The 18,053-nt window shown below is 55.4% G+C and carries 12 protein-coding genes; 11 read left to right on the top strand and 1 reads right to left on the bottom strand.

What is annotated here, in order from left to right:
• The first annotated feature begins 114 nt into the window (after positions 1-114).
• The 6 genes from OHL23_RS17755 to OHL23_RS17730 all read left to right on the top strand — a co-directional run bounded on the left by OHL23_RS17755 (position 115) and on the right by OHL23_RS17730 (position 8,473).
• Complete coding sequence (locus OHL23_RS17755; protein ID WP_263353289.1) at positions 115-549, top strand: DUF1801 domain-containing protein; 435 nt, start codon at positions 115-117, stop codon at positions 547-549.
• Between the two features lie 505 nt (positions 550-1,054).
• On the top strand, positions 1,055-1,930 hold the full coding sequence (locus OHL23_RS17750; RefSeq protein WP_263353288.1) for a substrate-binding periplasmic protein: 876 nt from the start codon (positions 1,055-1,057) through the stop codon (positions 1,928-1,930).
• An 11-nt stretch (positions 1,931-1,941) separates the two neighbouring features.
• Positions 1,942-3,834: a sensor histidine kinase gene (locus tag OHL23_RS17745; protein WP_263353287.1), complete on the top strand. Its 1,893-nt coding sequence runs from the start codon at positions 1,942-1,944 to the stop codon at positions 3,832-3,834.
• Between the two features lie 578 nt (positions 3,835-4,412).
• Positions 4,413-7,484, top strand: coding sequence for a formate dehydrogenase subunit alpha (gene fdhF / locus OHL23_RS17740; RefSeq protein WP_263353286.1), 3,072 nt, complete (start codon positions 4,413-4,415; stop codon positions 7,482-7,484).
• Positions 7,485-7,536: 52 nt separating this feature from the next.
• Positions 7,537-7,779 (top strand): molybdopterin dinucleotide binding domain-containing protein, encoded by a 243-nt coding sequence (locus OHL23_RS17735; RefSeq protein WP_317891716.1) that lies wholly within the window; start codon positions 7,537-7,539, stop codon positions 7,777-7,779.
• Positions 7,780-8,017: 238 nt separating this feature from the next.
• The gene (locus tag OHL23_RS17730) at positions 8,018-8,473 is read left to right on the top strand and encodes a DUF1641 domain-containing protein (protein ID WP_263353285.1); all 456 of its coding nucleotides are present in this window, start codon (positions 8,018-8,020) and stop codon (positions 8,471-8,473) included.
• 440 nt (positions 8,474-8,913) lie between these two features.
• Here the strand turns inward: OHL23_RS17730 and OHL23_RS17725 are convergent, their stop codons facing one another.
• Complete coding sequence (locus OHL23_RS17725) at positions 8,914-11,799, bottom strand: winged helix-turn-helix domain-containing protein (RefSeq protein ID WP_263353284.1); 2,886 nt, start codon at positions 11,797-11,799, stop codon at positions 8,914-8,916.
• A gap of 297 nt (positions 11,800-12,096) precedes the next feature.
• On the opposite strand from OHL23_RS17725, the gene OHL23_RS17720 reads away from it, so the two are divergent.
• The 5 genes from OHL23_RS17720 to OHL23_RS17705 all read left to right on the top strand — a co-directional run bounded on the left by OHL23_RS17720 (position 12,097) and on the right by OHL23_RS17705 (position 18,048).
• Positions 12,097-13,368: a cupin domain-containing protein gene (locus tag OHL23_RS17720; RefSeq protein WP_263353283.1), complete on the top strand. Its 1,272-nt coding sequence runs from the start codon at positions 12,097-12,099 to the stop codon at positions 13,366-13,368.
• Positions 13,369-13,468: 100 nt separating this feature from the next.
• Positions 13,469-14,068: a hypothetical protein gene (locus OHL23_RS17715; protein WP_263353282.1), complete on the top strand. Its 600-nt coding sequence runs from the start codon at positions 13,469-13,471 to the stop codon at positions 14,066-14,068.
• A gap of 383 nt (positions 14,069-14,451) precedes the next feature.
• Positions 14,452-15,753 carry an alginate export family protein gene (locus tag OHL23_RS17710; RefSeq protein ID WP_263353281.1) on the top strand — a complete coding sequence of 434 codons (1,302 nt, stop codon included), beginning with the start codon at positions 14,452-14,454 and terminating at the stop codon, positions 15,751-15,753.
• 171 nt (positions 15,754-15,924) lie between these two features.
• Entirely contained in the window at positions 15,925-16,584 is a 660-nt protein-coding gene (locus OHL23_RS28915) for an RNA polymerase sigma factor (protein ID WP_396127381.1), read from the top strand.
• Positions 16,585-16,791: 207 nt separating this feature from the next.
• Entirely contained in the window at positions 16,792-18,048 is a 1,257-nt protein-coding gene (locus OHL23_RS17705; protein WP_263353280.1) for an MFS transporter, read from the top strand.
• Positions 18,049-18,053 lie beyond the last annotated feature (5 nt).

The raw sequence follows: 18,053 nt of genomic DNA, 5'->3' as shown, positions 1-18,053 counted from the left end.
GCAACGAGTAAACATAATCCGATATCATTTTCATCGATTTACGCTGCCGAGCAAACCGACTCCAATCCGCTGGTTCCATGAGCACTGGATTACCGCTAAGCCAAGGAGATTCACATGAACATGCAGAAACAAATCACGGAGTATATTGCCACTCAACCGGAATCAAAACGTAGTGAAATGCAAGAGTTACATGACATTATTTTGGCGTTGATGCCAACATGTAAATTGTGGTTCTTAGATGGAAAAGACGAGAAAGGAAAAACCGTTTCCAACCCAAACATTGGATATGGATCCAAAATCATTAAATATGCCAATGGAAAAACCAAGGAATTCTATCAAATCGGTGTAAGTGCGAATACAACAGGCATTTCCGTCTACATTATGGGAATAGATGACAAGAAGCACCTAACCCAGACATTTGGGCACGAACTCGGCAAAGCAAGCGTCACAGGATATTGCATTAAATTCAAAACACTAGCAGATATAAAAGTCGACGTACTTAAAGCAGCAATACAATATGGAATTGGACGGACAAGCATTCAACATTGATTCCAACTTGAGTAAACGAACTGCCATTCCTAGCAGTAGATGTACTTCTGCCATTCGCCGTCCGGCGCCGCCATTGCAGATCCGTCAGCGTTCCATCGAATCGGCGCTGCCCGCTCTTTCATTGCGCGCCTAACTTGCAGCTGAAGCGGATACAAGCAAGCAAGCTTGCCGGTCCCTACGATTCGCTCAGCGCCACTTAGCCGGGCGATTGGCTGGTGCCGTCTAACGCGCTTTGCGCCGGGAATGACTCTGGATTGATGCCGAATCGCCGAGGCACTCACCGACGACGATTCGTACCGATATGTCGGCCGGTGTCTGCCGATCGGATTGCGCATCATTCGATTGGCGGTGGCAGGCCAACGCAGTCATTGACATGATTGCGAGAGGATTGATTGGGGAAGGTCGGCTAAGCGGAAGTAATCCGAATTTTACCCTACGCAAAGACAGCTCTCGCGCCCGAGCGCACCTGTGCGCGTATCGGTGCAATAATTCCTGAATGCGAAGGTTGCTGATTGGTTTGTTGATGCTGGCCATCCTGCCGTATTGGGCGGCCGCCGATGATGTGGTGAAGCTGGTTACGTTTCCCCGGCTTCGGCCTGGTGCCATCAACTCCTATGATCTCGCGCTCTTGCATGAGGCGCTGGAGCGGACACGGCGCGACTACGGCGACTATGAGGTGCACCCATTTACTGAAGACGTCTCTTTTGGGCGCGCCATCGAACTGGCAACTGAGGGCCGATTGGTCAACGTATTGTCGGCAGGCGTCGGCCAGACGGCCCCGTCTCCTGAGCGGGATATGATCCCGGTCGCGTTCCCAATTGACAAGGGGCTGCTCGGCTACCGCGTCGCTTTCATCAACCGGCGCAGCGAAGACCGGCTCTCGCGCGTCCATGGCATCGAGGATCTGCGCCAGCTACGTGTCGGCCAGGGGAGCGGATGGGGTGATGTGCGCATCTACGAGCACGAGCGAATCCCGGTCGAGACCACATACGACTATGAGTCGCTGGTATCGATGCTCCTGCACGGCCGGTTTGATCTGTTTCCCCGCGGGCTGTGGGAGGTTGCTCCGGAGCTCGCGGAGTATGGTACACGCTACCCAGATTTAGCGGTCGAGCGGCACCTCCTACTTCACTACCCCTTCTTCGAGGCCTTCTACGTCAGCCGGTCCGCCCCCCGCCTGGCCAGTCGCATCACGGCCGGGCTTGAGCGCATGGTCGCGGACGGCAGCTTCGACGCCTTTTTTGCCAGGCATTTCGGCAAGCTTCTAGCTGATCTCAATCTTCGCCAACGGGTCGTAATTGAGCTGGAGAATCCGTACTTGCCGGCCTGGGTGCCAGTCAAGCGCAAAGAGCTCTGGTTCGATCCGGCCCGACTGCCTTAGAGTGGGGTATCATGCTCTTCCCCTCTACTCCCAGGATTGCTTTCCACAGTCTAACCGTGCGCCTGTTGAGTAGCGTTCTGCTCTTCAGTGTCTGCGTCACGCTCATCTTGACCGTGGTTCAGCTTTACCTTGAGTACCGGCACGACGTCTCGGATCTCGAGTTGCGACTCGACCAGATTGGCAAGACCAATCTGGACAGCTTGGCTGAGCGGCTCTGGGCCCTCGATGAAAACCAGTTGCGGCTACAGCTCACGGGAATTCTTCGGCTCCCTGATATGCGCGCCGTTGAGGTACGTGAGGCTAGCAACACAGGCAATCCGCTGGTCATAAGGCTTGGTGAGAGATCCGCATCATCAACAATCACGCGGGAATACCCACTTCTATACAATGCGCAGGGGCAGAACACTAGGATCGGCACGCTCTATGTCCAGGCCACGCTTGTCGACCTGCGTCGAAGGCTTGTTCATACGGGATGGACTATTTTTTTAAACCAGGCGGCGGAGATATTCCTAGTTTCGCTGTTTATCGTATATATCTTCCACAAACAGATAACGCGTCATTTATTCGCAATTGCAACCTTCGCTGCCAGCTATCGGATTAGCGACCCATCTCCGCCGTTGCAGTTGCGTCGTCCCACTCGCCGGCACGAGGACGAGCTGCAGCGGGTAGTCACAGCCTTTAATATCTTGTCTGACAATCTGCAGGCCGCCTATCGCAGTCTTAATGACATCAACGAGCAGCTTAGTCGAGACGTAGCGGCCCGCCGCCAGACAGAGGCAGTCCTGCGGGAGCGGGAAGCTCGGATCCGCCGCCTCATCGATGCTGACATCATCGGGATTTTCTTATGGGATATTGAGGGTCTGATTTTCGAAGCCAATGACGCGTTCCTGCTGATGGTCGGATACGATCGAGGGGATCTCGTCTCAGGCCGCCTGCGCTGGACGGACCTGACGCCACCGGAATGGCGTGAACGCGACGCCCAACAATGGGTCGCCGAGCTCAAGATGACTGGGCGCATGCAACCGATGGAGAAAGAATATTTGCGAAAAGACGGTAGCCGCGTGCCCGTCCTTATCGGTAGCGCGAGTTTCGAAGAAAGCGCGAACCAAGGTGTTGCCTTCGTGCTTGACCTCACCGAACGCAAGCGTGCCGAGGAAGCGCTGCGCGAGGCTCAGGCGAATCTCGCGCGTGTGGCTCGGGTGACCACGATGGGAGAACTGACTGCCTCCCTGGCGCATGAATTGAATCAGCCAATTGCCGCCGCCGTTGTCAATGCCTACACCTGCTTGCAATGGCTCGGACGCAAACAGCCCGATCTCGAAGAGGCTCGCGCGGCCGCCACGAGAATTGTGGGAAACGGAAAGCTAGCTGGCGAACTCATCACCCGAATCCGGTCGCAGTTCGAGAAGACCGCCGTGAAGCGGGAGGCGGTTGATGTGAACGAAGTCATTCGAGAGATGATTGCCCTCCTGCGGAGCGAGGTAATGCGACACAACATCTCAATCCGGGTAGAACTGGCCGATGACCTCCCTCAGATCATCGGAGATCGCGTGCAATTGCAGCAGGTCGCGATGAACCTGATCATGAACAGCATCGATGCAATGAAGGGTGTGGATGGGCTGCGGGAATTGATCATCAAGTCGCGGCGGCCGGAAAACGAGCACCTGATCGTGTCCGTCAGCGATACCGGCATAGGCCTTCCCTCCCAGCAGACTGAGCAGATATTCAATGCCTTCTTTACCACTAAGCCTCACGGAACCGGCATGGGGCTTCGCATCAGCCGCTCCATCGTTGAAGCCCACGGAGGCCGTCTCTGGGCGAGCGCAAACGATGGGCGAGGAGCAACGTTTTATTTCACTCTACCGACCCAGACCACGCATACGACGAGCGTCACGGCAGCTTAATAGCGAGGCCCATTGATCAGCGCAGAAAGCCACGTAGCTGTTGCTAGTTTATCGGTGCAATCGTGAATCATATAATTCCGTCCTTATTCCTCATTCCTCCGCGCCATTCCAGTTTCCAGACCACAATCTGACATTCGGCAGATATTCCGCGCCGCAGCGGAAGTACCCGACGGATGCGAAAGCCTAAGCTGGCGGTGACATACTCTTCGACGCTCCTACGCTTTCCCACTGCTTTCTTATAGGGCCGTGGATGAGGTCTCCTCGATTTACGCTAGTGGGGTAAACCCGCTTCTGCACTCTAATGATGTCTTTAGAATGGGCGAGCGATGCAAATTTGAGCAAATTTCAGACTCCTGAATTCCGTGCCCAAAGACTCTGAAATTCACCAGATGAGAGGATCGAGATCGTGGAGTCACGGGAGGAGAATTAGGCCAATGGCACAAACATGCACAGCCTTCCCTTATTCTCGTGATCACAGCTTACGGCGCAAAGCTTTACTGCGCGCGGCTTCGGTCCGCCGTCCGTGTGATCTGTACAAGCAGTAGGGACTGGTTCTCCGGTCCATCATTGAGGAACCTATGAGCATTCTAGAAGTCAAACACCAATCCATACCTGATCAGCAGGGATCCAGTCAGCATAAGTTCCCCGCGCAGAAGTATTCGGCGTTCCGGCCGGCTCCTTCCGAGCTGCCCAGAGAGGTTGAGATCTCCGTTGATGGAAAATATCTGCGCGCTACCGAAGGCGAGTTATTGGTCGAAGCGGTCCTTCGCGAGAGGGAAATTCCGCACATCTGCTACCATTCCCCTCTGATGGGTCCCATCCAGACCTGCGACACCTGCATGGTCGAAGTCGACGGCAAGCTGGTCCGCTCCTGCGGCACGAACGTCACCGCTGGCATGAAGGTGGTCACAGAATCCAAGCGTGCCACCGATGCGCGCGCCGAGGCCTTCGACACAATCCTCGGCAACCACCTGCTCTACTGTACGGTCTGCGATAACAACAACGAGAACTGCCGGGTCCACAACACGGCCATGGCGCTCAACATTGAGCACCAGGAGACTCCCTTTACCCCCAAGCCATACGAAGTGGATATGTCGAATCCCTTCTATCGCTACGATCCCAGCGAGTGCATTCTCTGCGGCCAGTGCGTCCAAGCCTGTCAGACCGTTCAGGTCAATGAAACGCTCTCGATCGGCTGGGAACTGGATCGGCCTCGAGTCCTCTGGGACGGCGGTATGCAGATCGGCGGCTCCAGTTGTGTCTCCTGCGGCCAGTGCGTCACAGTATGTCCTTGCAACGCCCTCATGGAAAAGTCCATGCTCGGTGAAGCCGGCTATATGAGCGGCATGCCCAAGAATGCTCTCAACAAGATGATCGACGTCGTCAAGGCGATCGAACCCGAAATGGGCTACGGCGCGATCATGAAAGTCTCCGAAACCGAAGCGCACATGCGCGAAGCACGCATCAAGAAGACCAAGACCGTCTGCACCTATTGCTCAGTGGGCTGCAGCTATGACGTCTGGACCAAGGACCGTAAGATACTCAAGATCGTTCCCGGAAAGGGCGACGCTAACGAGATCTCCACCTGCGTCAAGGGCAAGTTTGGCTGGGACTTCGTCAACCACGAAGAGCGCCTCCAAAGTCCCCTCATCCGTGAAGGCGACGGCTTCCGCGAAGCCAGCTGGGAAGAGGCCCTCGACTTGGTCTCCTCCAGGCTCTCCCAGATCAAAGCCCAGTACGGCCCTGACTCCATCGCCGTCATCGCCTCTTCGAAGACCACCAACGAAGAGATCTTCCTAATGCAGAAGTTCGGCCGACAGGTCATCGGCACCCAGAATATCGATAACTGTTCCCGCTACTGCCAGTCTCCGGCCACCACCGGCCTCTTCCGTACCGTTGGCCACGGCGGCGACTCCGGCTCCTTCGAGGACCTCGTGTACTCCAAGGCGATCGTCATCGTCGGCGCGAATTCCGCCGAGGCTCATCCCGTGCTGGCCGCCCGCATGAAGCGCGCCCAAAAGCTCTTCGGCTCCAAGCTGATCGTCGCAGATCCGCGCGAAAACGAACTGGCCCGCCGTGCCGACCTCCACTTCCGTCCCCGCCCAGGAACTGATCTCGTCTGGCTCTCGGCCATGAGCCGCTACATGTTCGACCACGGCTATGCCAAGCTCGACTTCCTCAATCAGTGGGTCAATAACATCGAGGAGTACAAGAAGAGCCTCGAGCCCTACACCATGGAGTACGCGTCCAAGGTCTGCGAAATTCCGCGCGAGACCCTGGAGAAGCTCGCGCAGGAGCTGGCTGCCTCCGAGACCATCGCCATCTGCTGGGCCATGGGCGTTACCCAGCACATTCGCGGCTCTGACGTGTCGACCGCCATCTCCAATTTCCTGCTGACCACCGGCAACTACATGCACCGGGGCGGCGGTGCATACCCGCTCCGCGGCCATAACAACGTACAGGGCGCCGGCGACATGGGCGCAGCGCCGAACTACTACCCCGGCTATCAGGCGGTCAACGATCCCGCTGTCCGCGCTAAGTTTGAAAAGAGCTGGAGGGTCACTCTGCCGCCGGAGCGCGGAATGGATAACCACCAGATGGTGGATGCCGCTTACGAAGGCAAGCTACGCGCCATGTATATCGCCGGCGAAGATATGATCTCCGCCGACTCCAATGCCAACCACGTCGCCGGTGCCTTCGAGCGGCTCGACTTCATGGTCGTGCAAGATATCTTCTTCAGCGAAACATGCCGTTATGCCGATGTCGTGCTGCCCGCCTCTCCGGCTCTCGAAAAGGACGGCACTTTCACCAGCACTGAACGCCGCATCCAGCGCCTCTATCAGGCTTTGCCTGAGATCGGCGACTCCCGCGCTGATTGGAAGATCACCCAGGAAATCGCCCGCCGCATGGGTGCCGACTGGAACTACCTGCACCCCTCCGAGATCATGGACGAGCTGGCTACCCTCAGCCCAATTCATGCGGGCGCAAGCTACACGCGCCTCGAAGACTACAACACCCTTCAGTGGCCCGTCGCTGCGGACGGCACCGATGAGCCTGTCTTGTACCTGGATGGCTTCCCCTTCCCCGACAAAAAGGCCAGGTTCCATCCCGTCATCTTCACTGAACCTTTCGAGCAGCCCGACTCTGAATTTGATCTGTTCCTGAATAACGGTCGCCAGTTGGAGCACTTCCACGAAGGCAATATGACTTATCGCGTCAACGGCATTCGTGAAGAGACTCCTGAGCGCTACATCGAAATCTCTCCGGAGCTCGCCCAGGAACGCGGTGTCGAGTCTGGCCGCTGGGTCCGAATCACCAGCCGGTACGGATCGATCAAAATCAAGGCTCTGGTCACCTCTCGCGTGAAAGGGAATCAGATCTACGTCCCGCTGTTCTCGCGGGAGGGGCCGGTCAATGTGCTGACCGGTTCGCATGCCGACGATGCCACCAACACCCCTGCCTATAAAGAGACAGCCGTGAGGATGGAGTTGCTTAAGGACAAGGGTTCCAACCCGCTGATGCCTCTCAATTTCCGCTATAACGCCAAACCCACGCCACAGATGGGCGTCGAGGTTGAACGCAAGTGGAAGCGGAAGGACTATCAGTTGCCCGGCACAACCAAGCTGGTCAACATCCAGCTGCTTAAGTAATTGGAAGTGAGACGGAATCCGTGGCGATATCGACGTAGATTTGTCGTAACTCCTGTTCCAAGAACTGGCTCCCCGACCTTATGTAGCGCCTGGTATCCGCGAGCACGCACCGGAGCGGTACCTCGAGATCTCGGAAGATCTGGCGCAGGAGCTGAATCTCCAGTCGGGTCGGTGGGTGCATAGCACCAGCCGTTACGGATCGCTGAAGATCAAGGTGTTGGTCACCAAGCAGGTGTTCGGCAAGCAGGTGTACCTAGTGCTGTTCTCGCCGACCGAGGGCCGACCAATATCCTGACCGGTTCTCACGGGACAACGCGACGAATACATCGGCGTACAAGGAGACCGCGATCAAGATCGAAGTGCTTTCGGAGAAGGGCGCAATCTGCTCTAGCCGATCAACGCGCGCTACCCGGGCAAGCTGACGCCGCAGAACGGTGTCGAAATGGAGCGCAAGTGGGCGCGGAAGGACTTCCGTGTGCCGGGTACTCCGAAGCTCGTTCAAATCCAGTAGCACAGAGAAGAAAGGCGTTACCGTGGCAACTGCAGTTGATTTCAGGAATTTCACACCGGTCGATGCGCGCGTCGACCTGATCAAGAAACTCGAGGGTGCTCCAGCGGAGCATGCCGAGGCGGTCTTGGCGGCGTATGAGCTGCTCCGGCAGCTCCATGAGAAGGGCATTCTGGAACTGCTCACCGGCCTTCTGACGGCGGGCGAGGCCGTTGTGAATCATGCCGTGGGCATCATCAGCTCTCCACAGGCGGTTACCGCCACCCGGCTGGGGCTGATGATGGTCAATATGTTGGGTTCTATCGATGCGGACAAGATCAGCACAGCGTTGGCGGCAGGTAGCAAGGAGCCGCCCTCGCTGCTGTCGATGGGTAAGCAGGTGACTTCGAAGGAGGCGCGAAGCGCGATGGCGGTCGGGCTGGGGTTACTAACCGCCTTCGGCGAGGCACTCGAGAAGTCGAAACCGCGGAAGCTTGAATAGGTGACAGATGCCGAAGGAGCAGGGGGAGGCTTTGTGTGTGGCAAACACGGGTATAGCTGCGGGTTCGGGTCATCCGTTCTATATTCGACTGAACGAGATGCTTGACTTCGCTGGAGTTAACGCCTTCAGACTGGAAGTAATATAGCAATCAGGCCTATCGGGCCAGAGAAGGAAAGCTGATGAACATCCTTATCTTTGTTGCGGGCGGTTTTATAGCGTTAATCGGAGTTTTCGTTTTAGGAGCATCCTGCCTGCCCTCGCCTATGGTTACCCGACTCGCACGTCGCTTTGGAATGCGCCGCTAAGTGAATCCTATAGCACTTCAAGCCGGAGCATACGTATTTGGGCGTAAGAAGACGATAATGTGGTTGTTGATGGTCAACGAGACGCGCAAGGAGGGACACCCGGCGGGCTTGAAACGCACTCCAGCGTTCACGAAGTTATACCGACGGTTCGTGTGATGGCAAATGCTGTAATTCGTTCAAGATGGCGTTCGCCGTTCGCAGGCCGTGGGATTCGTTGCCGCTGGGAAAGGAAGAAATCGTGCTGCGGAGCAGGGTCTGCGCTTTATCACGGCGGTTATCGCTGATCAACAGACGCGCGAGGGTGGCAGCGACTTTCAATTCCCAAGAGCGAGCACCGCATTCGTGAGCGAGCGCGAGCGCACTTTCCAGGCGATGTTCAACTGTCGATTTAAGCCGTCCATCGTTGTGCTCTAAATCGAACTCCGCTTCGATCCGGAGGAGCTCAGGCATCGCCCAGTGGTTGTCCTCACAGTCCGCAGGTGGACGAAACGAAGTCCTTATCGAATCCACTGGTGATGCGCACGAACGAAGAACGTCAGCGACAAAGGGCGTGTACCAAAGGTCGAACTGCATTTCGTTCAGTACTCGTATGACCGAGGTGAAACGCCCCGGCGCCGGTTTCTCTTTGTGCTGTATCATCGCCCATACCTCGAAGAGATCACCATATGCTTTCCAAAATTGCAGGCCGTGAAGGGAGGCCATATGAGTTAGAGTCTGTGCTGCCGTCGCCAGTGAGTCGAGGTCTTGGTTCAAAGCGGATACCATACATAGTCCCTCGGCTAACGCGATACATAGAGTAGGGGCGTGATCGAGTGCGACGGCGCGTTCGACCCCTAGATTAGCGGTCTTGACAGCATCGGTTGTATGGCCTTGAACCCATTGGATGCGAGCAAGAAACGCAAGGCCAGCCGCGTGCTGATCGAGACCGAATCGAAATGCCGACTGCGGCCGATTCTGCTCAAACCACATGAGCGACCTCTCAATAAGGGTGCGCCCCTCTGCGTGGCCGCCCAGGGAATGACGGGACACTCCTGCGATCCGCTGCGCAGTAGCGAATGCGTCATCATCCTTTACCTCTGTGGCCAGCGTCATCATCTCCGTGGCGAAACGCAGCGCCTCGGAGTAATGGCCCCTTCGTAAGCTGAAGAGCCAGAGGCCATATTGAGCCTGAAGTTTAATCTCAGTGTCGCCGAGTTCCTGTGCGAGCTCCAAGGCCCGAGACCACGCAGCTCCCGTTTCTGCCACGGGGCCTCGCACCCAAGTCAGTGATCTGCCGAGCGCCCCACGCAAAGCCATTTCGTCACGCGTGCCGGTTGTTTCTGTGACTCCATGCTTATCAAGGGCAAGGGAGACCCAGCGACGACATTCGTCGAGCAGAAAGAACTCTACCCAAAACGGAATGGAATTCTGTAGCGTCCGTACCCCCATCTCTTGATCTCCGTTTTCGGAGAAGGCCCATTGGAGAGCGGCACGCATATCATCGACATATCCACGGTAGACTTGGCGCCAATCCTCAGTAGCTTGACGTTTCCAATCGATGACGGCCTGCTCGCTGATCCTCTGAAAATAGGAAGCGTGACGTCGGGCCGTGAGGTCTGTTTCGCCACTATCAGCAAGCTCTTCCAACGCATAGAGGCGAATTGTTTCGAGAAAGCGATAGCGCGGCGCCGAGGCGGACACATCCAGATGAAGAAGCGATTTGCCAACAAGGTTTCCCAGCAGGTCAATGATTTGCCACTGATCCTCAATGTCCGGGCCGCTAACGCAATGGGCCGCCTGCACTGTAAATCCGGCAGGAAAGACCGCCAATCGGCGGAAGAGTGTACGCTCAGTCTCGTCTAGAAGGCGGTGACTCCACTCCACAGTCGCCCTTAGTGTTCTGTGCCGGGGCAACGCACTGCGCTGGCCTGCGGTCAGAAGCCTGAACCTGTCGGACAAACCATCGAGTATGCCGCGAACGCCGAGGGTCGGCACCCGTGCCGCTGCAAGTTCGAGAGCCAGTGGCACCCCGTCGAGTTGGCGGCAGATCGTGGCAATCTCGCGGGCCGTAGCATCGTCAAACTGGGAATCACGGGTATAGGACAGGGATCGCTCGACAAACAATTGAGCCGCCGCATGGGGCAGCACCACATCCATGGTCGAAGCGTCTGCCGGAGGAACTGCCAGCGGGCGTATCCGGTAGATCTGTTCCCCCTGGGCGCCAAAAGGCTCTTGGCTCGTAATACAAATATGTAATTCCCCTCCGATCTGAAGAATGGTCTCGACCACCCGGGTGATAGCTTCGGTGAGATGTTCGCAGTTATCGATGATGAGTAGAAGACGCTGGTTCCGGAGTGCGATACGCGATTCGGCCGTAAGGCCCATATTGGTTGCTTCCATGCCGAGGGCTCTGGCTATGGCTGGCCAGATATTATCGCTCTCTCCAATCATGCCCATCTCTACAAAATGAACTCTTCCTGAGAAGGAAAGCTGGAGACGCCGCGCGGCCTCAATAGCCAGGCGTGTCTTACCGATTCCGCCGGGTCCCGTGATCGTCGTGAGCCGGTTTGCGGTGATTAGCTGTTGGAGATCACGCAATTCGCTGTCCCGCCCCAAAAGCGTAGTAAGTGGGTTTGGTAGGTTCGGCGATTCGATCTTCTCCTTCGCTGGAATTAGATTCGTTCTGGCTGGAGCGGGCAACGTCAGTCGATAGCCTCGTCCGAAATCCGTGGAGATAAAACTACGGTCTTGTTTGAGCGCCCTTCGGATCGCCGAGATGTGAGTCTGAAGATTGTTCTCTTCAACGATGGAGCCAGCCCAAACCTGTTCGATCAGTTCATCTTTGGTTACGACTTCTCCGCGAGCTTTGACCAGTACCCACAGAACATCGAAGGCGCGAGCGGTAAGGTCAACTTTGTTCCCGTTCTTCAGAAGAATCTTGAGTTCGGGAAAGATACGGTAGTTCCCAAACACAACCCCTTCGTCGTCGCGAGAATCCACTCGCATAATACGGTCCGGATTGTTTCGGCTGGGGAAATCCATCGGAGCGGGTCTCCTACGCTGCCCAGGAGAGGCCAACTTCTTTGCGCCTTCTCCCGGACCGCCACTGACATAATGATACGCGTCTTGCGATACCAAGGTGGGGCCCGTATGTGGGCGACAAATAAGAAGTTTTGCGATTTCAGACTCCTGAATTCCGCGCCCAAAGACTCTGGAATTCACCCCATGCGAGCATCGAGATCGTGGAGTTACAACAGCCAACTTCATATGGATCCCCCGTAACCTCAGAGAGCTTGCCCTGGGGGTGAGTCGCCGGATCAAGAACAGGAGAGAAGACCAATGATTGATAAAGAGAACCAGAGTGAACTGGTAGAGAATCCATCACGACGGAGTTTCCTGGAAGTCGGTTCCGCCGCACTCGCCGTGGCAACATTCGCTGGACTGACGGCGAACGCACAACAGCGCGAGGACACACGGAAGGCTGAAAGCGATCACTCTTCGAGCGATCCAGGGCCGGAGAATGCGCCTCTTCTGGCCGAGAACCCGAATTCAAACACACCTCCTCCGACGGATCATGGAGACGTAGGCCCAATCTGGTATTCCTTTGATCTGGCGCGCAACCGCATGCAGGAAGGTGGCTGGGCGCACCAGGTAACTCAGCGCGAACTACCTCCCTCAAAAGATCTCTCGGGCGTCTGCATGCGGCTCACCAGTGGCAGCTTCCGTGAATTGCATTGGCACACGGCAGATGAATGGGCCATTATGCTCAACGGCAATGCTCGCGTCACGGTTCTGAATCCCGATGGAACGATATTCATCGACGATGTGAGCAAGGGTGACCTCTGGTTCTTCCCTGCCGGCTATCCGCATTCCATTCAAGGCCTGGGGCCAGGGGACGGTTGCGAGTTCCTGCTTGTTTTTGATGAAGGCATGTTCTCGGAAGACAACACTTTCCTCATCTCCGCGTGGGTTGCTCATACGCCGCCTGAGATATTGACAAAGAACTCCAATCTCGATCGGCGCGCCATTGCAAGGTTACCGAAAGATGAGCTTTATATCTTTCCTGGCGACCTTCCTGGTTCTTTGGCTCAGGACAAGGCAGCCGTTGGCGGGAAGAGTGTAGAGTCATCGATCCAGTACACATTCAAGATGTCGTCGATGGCCCCCACTGTGAAAACAGCCGGAGGCGAAGTTCGCATCGTAGACTCGCACAATTTCCCGGCCTCGAACAGCATCGCCGCCGCACTGGTCACGCTTAAGCCTGGCGGTATCCGCGAGTTGCATTGGCATCCAAATGCTTCCGAGTGGCAGTTTTACCTCGCAGGCAAGGGGCGGATGACTGTATTTATGCCCCCGACGAGAGCTCGCACGATGGACTTCAATGCCAACGATGTTGGCTACGTTCCACCGGTTGCCGGTCACTACATCGAGAATACGGGCAATACCGATCTGGTCTTTCTCGAAATGTTCAAGGCACACCAATACCTGGACTTCTCCATGAACAATTGGATCAGACGTCTCCCTCGGGAAATGGTGACTGCACACCTAAACATCGATGAGGCAACTATCCGGAAGATCTCTGCAGAAAAGCGGGTTGTGATCGCAGGATAGCCGTCCACCTTATGGCGGTGCTGAAGGATTCACAGTAGTCATTCTGCACCGCAGTTATCGACACAACTATTAACGCACAACTCTTGAGAGGGCATTCAGAATGGAAACGCAAATAATCACGTTTGCAAGTTCTCCCTTTGTGCCGGTCGCCATTGGTTTCTTTGGCTTGGGTACCGGCTACTTTATATGGGGTGGTCAGGCCCTGTTTGGGTTTCCTAAGACCAGTCCCGAGGTCAACCGATCTCTAGGGTTATGGGGTTTCTGGATGCCGGGCTTTATGCAGTTCCTCACCGGCATTTACCTGCTGACCGGATTGACGTGGTTTAATGTCTTCCGCAATGCGGCTCCTTTGTATATGGCAGGCCTCGCATTCACGGCTTACGGCATTCACTGGTTCGCGATGGCCCATCGACGATATATCGATTCCAGCGCCCAGCTGGATGGTTGGATGGCCATAGCATTCCTGTTTCTCAGCATTCTTGGCGTTGACGTCTTTTGGCGGGCCGGAGACATCCCCGTGATGATCATCTTTGTCGGCCTAACCTTGATCTATGCCACCGAAGTTCCCACCCGCTTATTGTCCTGGGAATTTGGTACTCGCATTATAGGGCTGTTTCAATTTCTTACCGGCGTCTGGCTGATGTACTGCACGTACGCGATAACTGTAAATCTGGCATTGGGCGCCAAAGTCTGGATTTAGGCGAGTGCAGCGCAGTTATCTCTGTCAATGACGTAGTGCCTATCCGAAGTAGATGCGTGCCTGGGACAAAGAGAGCAGGGAGGGGTTTACGCCACTCTTCATCAGGGCCCTGCTGGTCCGCCGGAGTTCTCCGAGGAAGAGGATTTCGCCTGTCTCAATGGCAGTGGTAGTGGTGAAGACAATCGCCTTACGTTTACTAATCCACTGAAAGGAAGAGTATGTTGAACTTCCCGAAATTCACTGTCTCGACAAATGACGGCAATGCCGCCACCGAAGGGGCAGAGTCATCTCCTTCTCATCACGTTTCAACTCCGGCCAGGCCGAATTTCTGTAAGCGACTCTGTATGCTTGCATCGTTGGGCGTGTGCATGGCGCCATGCTTGATGTCATATGGCCAGACGCAAGTCTACGCGGAGTACCCACAAACCCGGGGCAAGGTTGAGCCATGGAAAGTGGAAGACCTTCCTTCGTGGCTAAGTCTGGATGGACAGATCAGGCTCCGTACCGAGGACTTTACATCCTATGACGACAACCCAGGCAATGACCGGATCTACGAGCTAACCCGCGTTTATGGCGGACTCACAGTCCGCCCGACTTCCTTCCTCACCGGCTATATGCAGTTCATGGACGCGCACGCTTTAGGGCTGCCCGTGAACAGTGTTGCAGGAAATATGCGCGACACCTTCGATCTGCGCCAGGGCTATCTTGAATATCACAACGAAGACAATAATATTCGGCTGTACGCAGGACGAAAGGAGTTGCGGTTCGGCAATGAACGTGTCGTTGGCATCAGCGACTGGACCAATGTCAGTAGAACTTTTGATGGATTATTTGGGCATTTTGGTGACTCGACCGACAAGAACAGTGTCGATCTCTTCAGCACCTCGGTGGTGAAAATTAATCCCACTTCGCTGGACACGCACGGGGCAGGACTGACCTTTCATGGCGCCTATGGGACCATCGGTTCATGGATCCCAAATACCCTGCTCCAGCCGTTTGTTCTGGTCAAAGCCTTGCCGCGTGTAAAGAGCCAGCAGGGGATCTACGGCTCGGAGGTAGAGACGACGTTCGGAGCTGAAATGGAGGGCCGTCTCCCTGCCGGGTTTGACTACGACGTTGTAGGAGATTTGCAGCGGGGCAGCTACTCGAACGACTCTATTCATGCCGGCGCAGGTGTTGTAAAGGTTGCCCGTAGGTTCGATTCTCTTCCGTGGAGGCCGCGGCTTGGCGGAGAGTATGACTACGCAACCGGCAACCCACATCGGGATCCCAACCGCATCAGCACCTACGATCAGCAATATCCCAGCGACCACAACGCTTTTGGACTCTTTGATCTCTTTGGGTTCCAGAACATCAAGGAGCGAAGAGTCAATCTCGACCTTGGGCCGACGAAGAACCTCACGCTGTTGTTCCAGGGCGAAGCGCTCGGCGTTGCTTCACGGTTTGACGGTGTCTATAACAGCGGAGGGGGAGTTACGGTGCAAGCTCCAGCCCATGGCTTTGGGACCAACAGCATTGGTGATGGCTTTGATGCGTCAGCGAAGTATGTGTTCCATGATTACTGGGCCGTAAATGCCGGAGTTGGGCACTTCTTCCCTGGGAGCCTGATGTCGGCCAATGATCATGGCGCGCCCCTTACATATTCCTTTTTCAGCATTACCTACCGTTTCAGAGTGGGTAAGTGATAAATGAGGTCTTATTAAGGTCGAGTTATGAAACAGCGCTATCGCCTCATAGCCATAGACTTCGGCATGGCGGCGTGGTTCTTCTGGAAGAACACTTAGAGCAGAAGCAGCATCAGCGAACAGGCCGAACAGGCTGTTCACTTCAACGGAACCTACGCACAGATCAACGCAATGGAGAAACCGATGAACCAGTTTGACAAGGGACCAGAATGTCCAAAGGAAAATGTCTTAACAAAGGCAACCGACGAGGCACTCATCGTCTCAGCCAAAGCGGGAAATAATCTAGCGTACGCTGAACTTTGCAGGCGTCACTCCGCTAGCACAATGCGTGCAGTTCACCGCATCACTCGGAACAAAGAGGATGCAGAGGATGCAATGCAGGATTGCCTGCTGAATGCATACCTTCACCTCAGCAGGTTTGATGGAAGATCTACTTTTTCTACTTGGCTAAGACGAATTGCGATCAACTCTGCGCTGATGCTTCTCCGAAAAAAGCGGGTTCGTCCAGAGAGTCCGATCGACGATGATACTTGGCCCGAATTGCAATTGTCCGACCCAGCATTAAATCCGGAACTCTGTTTTCTCCGGCAAGAGAGACAACTTGCGGTCCGTAGGGCTGTACAACAACTGCCGCGGTTACTCCGAGAGGCCACCGAGATTTGCTATTCCCAGGAATCCACTTTGTCCGAAGTCGCCGAACGAACACACACCTCACTTGGTGCCACCAAATCACGTTTAGTAAGAGCAAGAAAGTCACTTTTCCGTGCGCTCGGTAAAGACGCAGTGTTCCATCGGAGTATGTCCAAGCCTGAAACGAGACACTGCGCGTAATTGTCAAGGTTGGTCAACGGACTGAATCCCGGCCGCAATCCAGACAAAAGCCTTATCGCGCTTCGGGCCTATTCGTGCTCTGACCAGAGTGGGCGAGTCATTCCAATTTCAGTAAGTTTCAGACTTCTGAATTCTGCGCCCAAAGACATTGGAATTCACCTGATGAGAGCATCGAAATCGTGGAGTCAAGGGAGGAGAACTAGACCAATGGCACAAACATACACAGATCTCACGGTCTCTCGTGATCCGAGCACACAGCGCGAAGCTTTGTTGCGAATTCTCTCCGCAGCAGCCTTTCTGGTCTTCTTCCAGACTTACCTTGTCGCTCCACTAATCCCAGCACTTGCGGTCGAGTTCCACGCGTCTACAAATCTCCTGGGAATGCTCGTACCGGCGTACATGCTGCCGTATGGCATATCGACCCTGTTCTACGGTCCGCTTTCGGATAGAGTTGGACGGAAACCGGTCATTCTGACGCTGCTGGTAATGATGGTTGTGACCACCGTCGGAGTGGCGACAGCTGGCACCGTTCATCAGATGCTGGCCTGGCGGATACTAGGTGGCGTTGCGACGGGTGGAATCGTACCGATTGCACTGGCGCTTTTAGGCGATCTTTTTCCTTACGCCGAGCGGGGCCGACCGATCGGATGGATGTTCGGAGCAATGGCTGGTGGAATGGCGTTCGGATCTTCCGTTGGCGCGTTCTTGAATCCAATCATCGGCTGGCGGAAAGAGTTCCTGATAACCGCCTTTCTTAGCGGGATCACGCTTGCATTCGCCGTCCGCCTCCGCCACAGCTTTGAAAGCAAACTCCCTCAGCATCCCCTAAGCGCCGGCGCACTGATCTCCGGGTATATGAATCTGTTCTCTGATCCCCGTGCTGCAAAGGGATACATCTACGTCCTTCTTAATGGGATCTTCCATTCCGGAGTTTTCTCGTGGCTTGGTCTGTACTTCTCGCAGCGGTATCACCTCGGCGATGAAGGTATCGGACTGGCCCTGCTAGGCTACGGCATTCCAGGGATGCTGCTGGGACCAATAATCGGACATGTTGCAGATCGGTACGGAAGGAAGCGCATCATCCCACTTGGAATTGTCGTCGCCGCTGTCTCCGCTGCTGCGCTCATTCCTCGTTCACCTTTACTTGTGCGACCCCTCATCATAGCGGCTCTGTCCCTCGGCTATGACATGAGTCATCCGTTACTGACCGGAATCATCACGTCCGTGAATCCAGCACGACGCGGACTCGCGATGGGCATGAATGCGTTCGTATTGTTCAGCGGCTTCGGCTTAGGCACATTGATCTTCGAGGTAGTCCTGAGAAGTGGCTTCACTATATCGCTTGCTGTCTTTGCTGCCGCTCAACTTTGTCTTGGATTCCTTGCTATACCGCTTTTCAGCGGCGAAGATTCCTCGGTGGGCGATCAATTACACACTGTTCAGATGGTCTCTTCGGGCGATTAAATCGC

It is taken from the genome of Acidicapsa acidisoli (assembly GCF_025685625.1).
Classification (GTDB): domain Bacteria; phylum Acidobacteriota; class Terriglobia; order Terriglobales; family Acidobacteriaceae; genus Acidicapsa; species Acidicapsa acidisoli.
The sequence above is the reverse complement of the archived record's forward strand: the minus strand, read 5'-3'. Positions and strand labels throughout refer to the sequence as shown.

Coding starts and splice junctions, on each gene's coding strand:
- OHL23_RS17755 (WP_263353289.1), top strand. CDS start 115: ATGAACATGCAGAAACAAATCACGGAGTATATTGCCACTCAACCGGAA.
- OHL23_RS17745 (WP_263353287.1), top strand. CDS start 1,942: ATGCTCTTCCCCTCTACTCCCAGGATTGCTTTCCACAGTCTAACCGTG.
- fdhF (WP_263353286.1), top strand. CDS start 4,413: ATGAGCATTCTAGAAGTCAAACACCAATCCATACCTGATCAGCAGGGA.
- OHL23_RS17725 (WP_263353284.1), bottom strand. CDS start 11,799: ATGGATTTCCCCAGCCGAAACAATCCGGACCGTATTATGCGAGTGGAT.
- OHL23_RS17720 (WP_263353283.1), top strand. CDS start 12,097: ATGATTGATAAAGAGAACCAGAGTGAACTGGTAGAGAATCCATCACGA.
- OHL23_RS17715 (WP_263353282.1), top strand. CDS start 13,469: ATGGAAACGCAAATAATCACGTTTGCAAGTTCTCCCTTTGTGCCGGTC.
- OHL23_RS17710 (WP_263353281.1), top strand. CDS start 14,452: ATGTCATATGGCCAGACGCAAGTCTACGCGGAGTACCCACAAACCCGG.
- OHL23_RS28915 (WP_396127381.1), top strand. CDS start 15,925: ATGGAGAAACCGATGAACCAGTTTGACAAGGGACCAGAATGTCCAAAG.
- OHL23_RS17705 (WP_263353280.1), top strand. CDS start 16,792: ATGGCACAAACATACACAGATCTCACGGTCTCTCGTGATCCGAGCACA.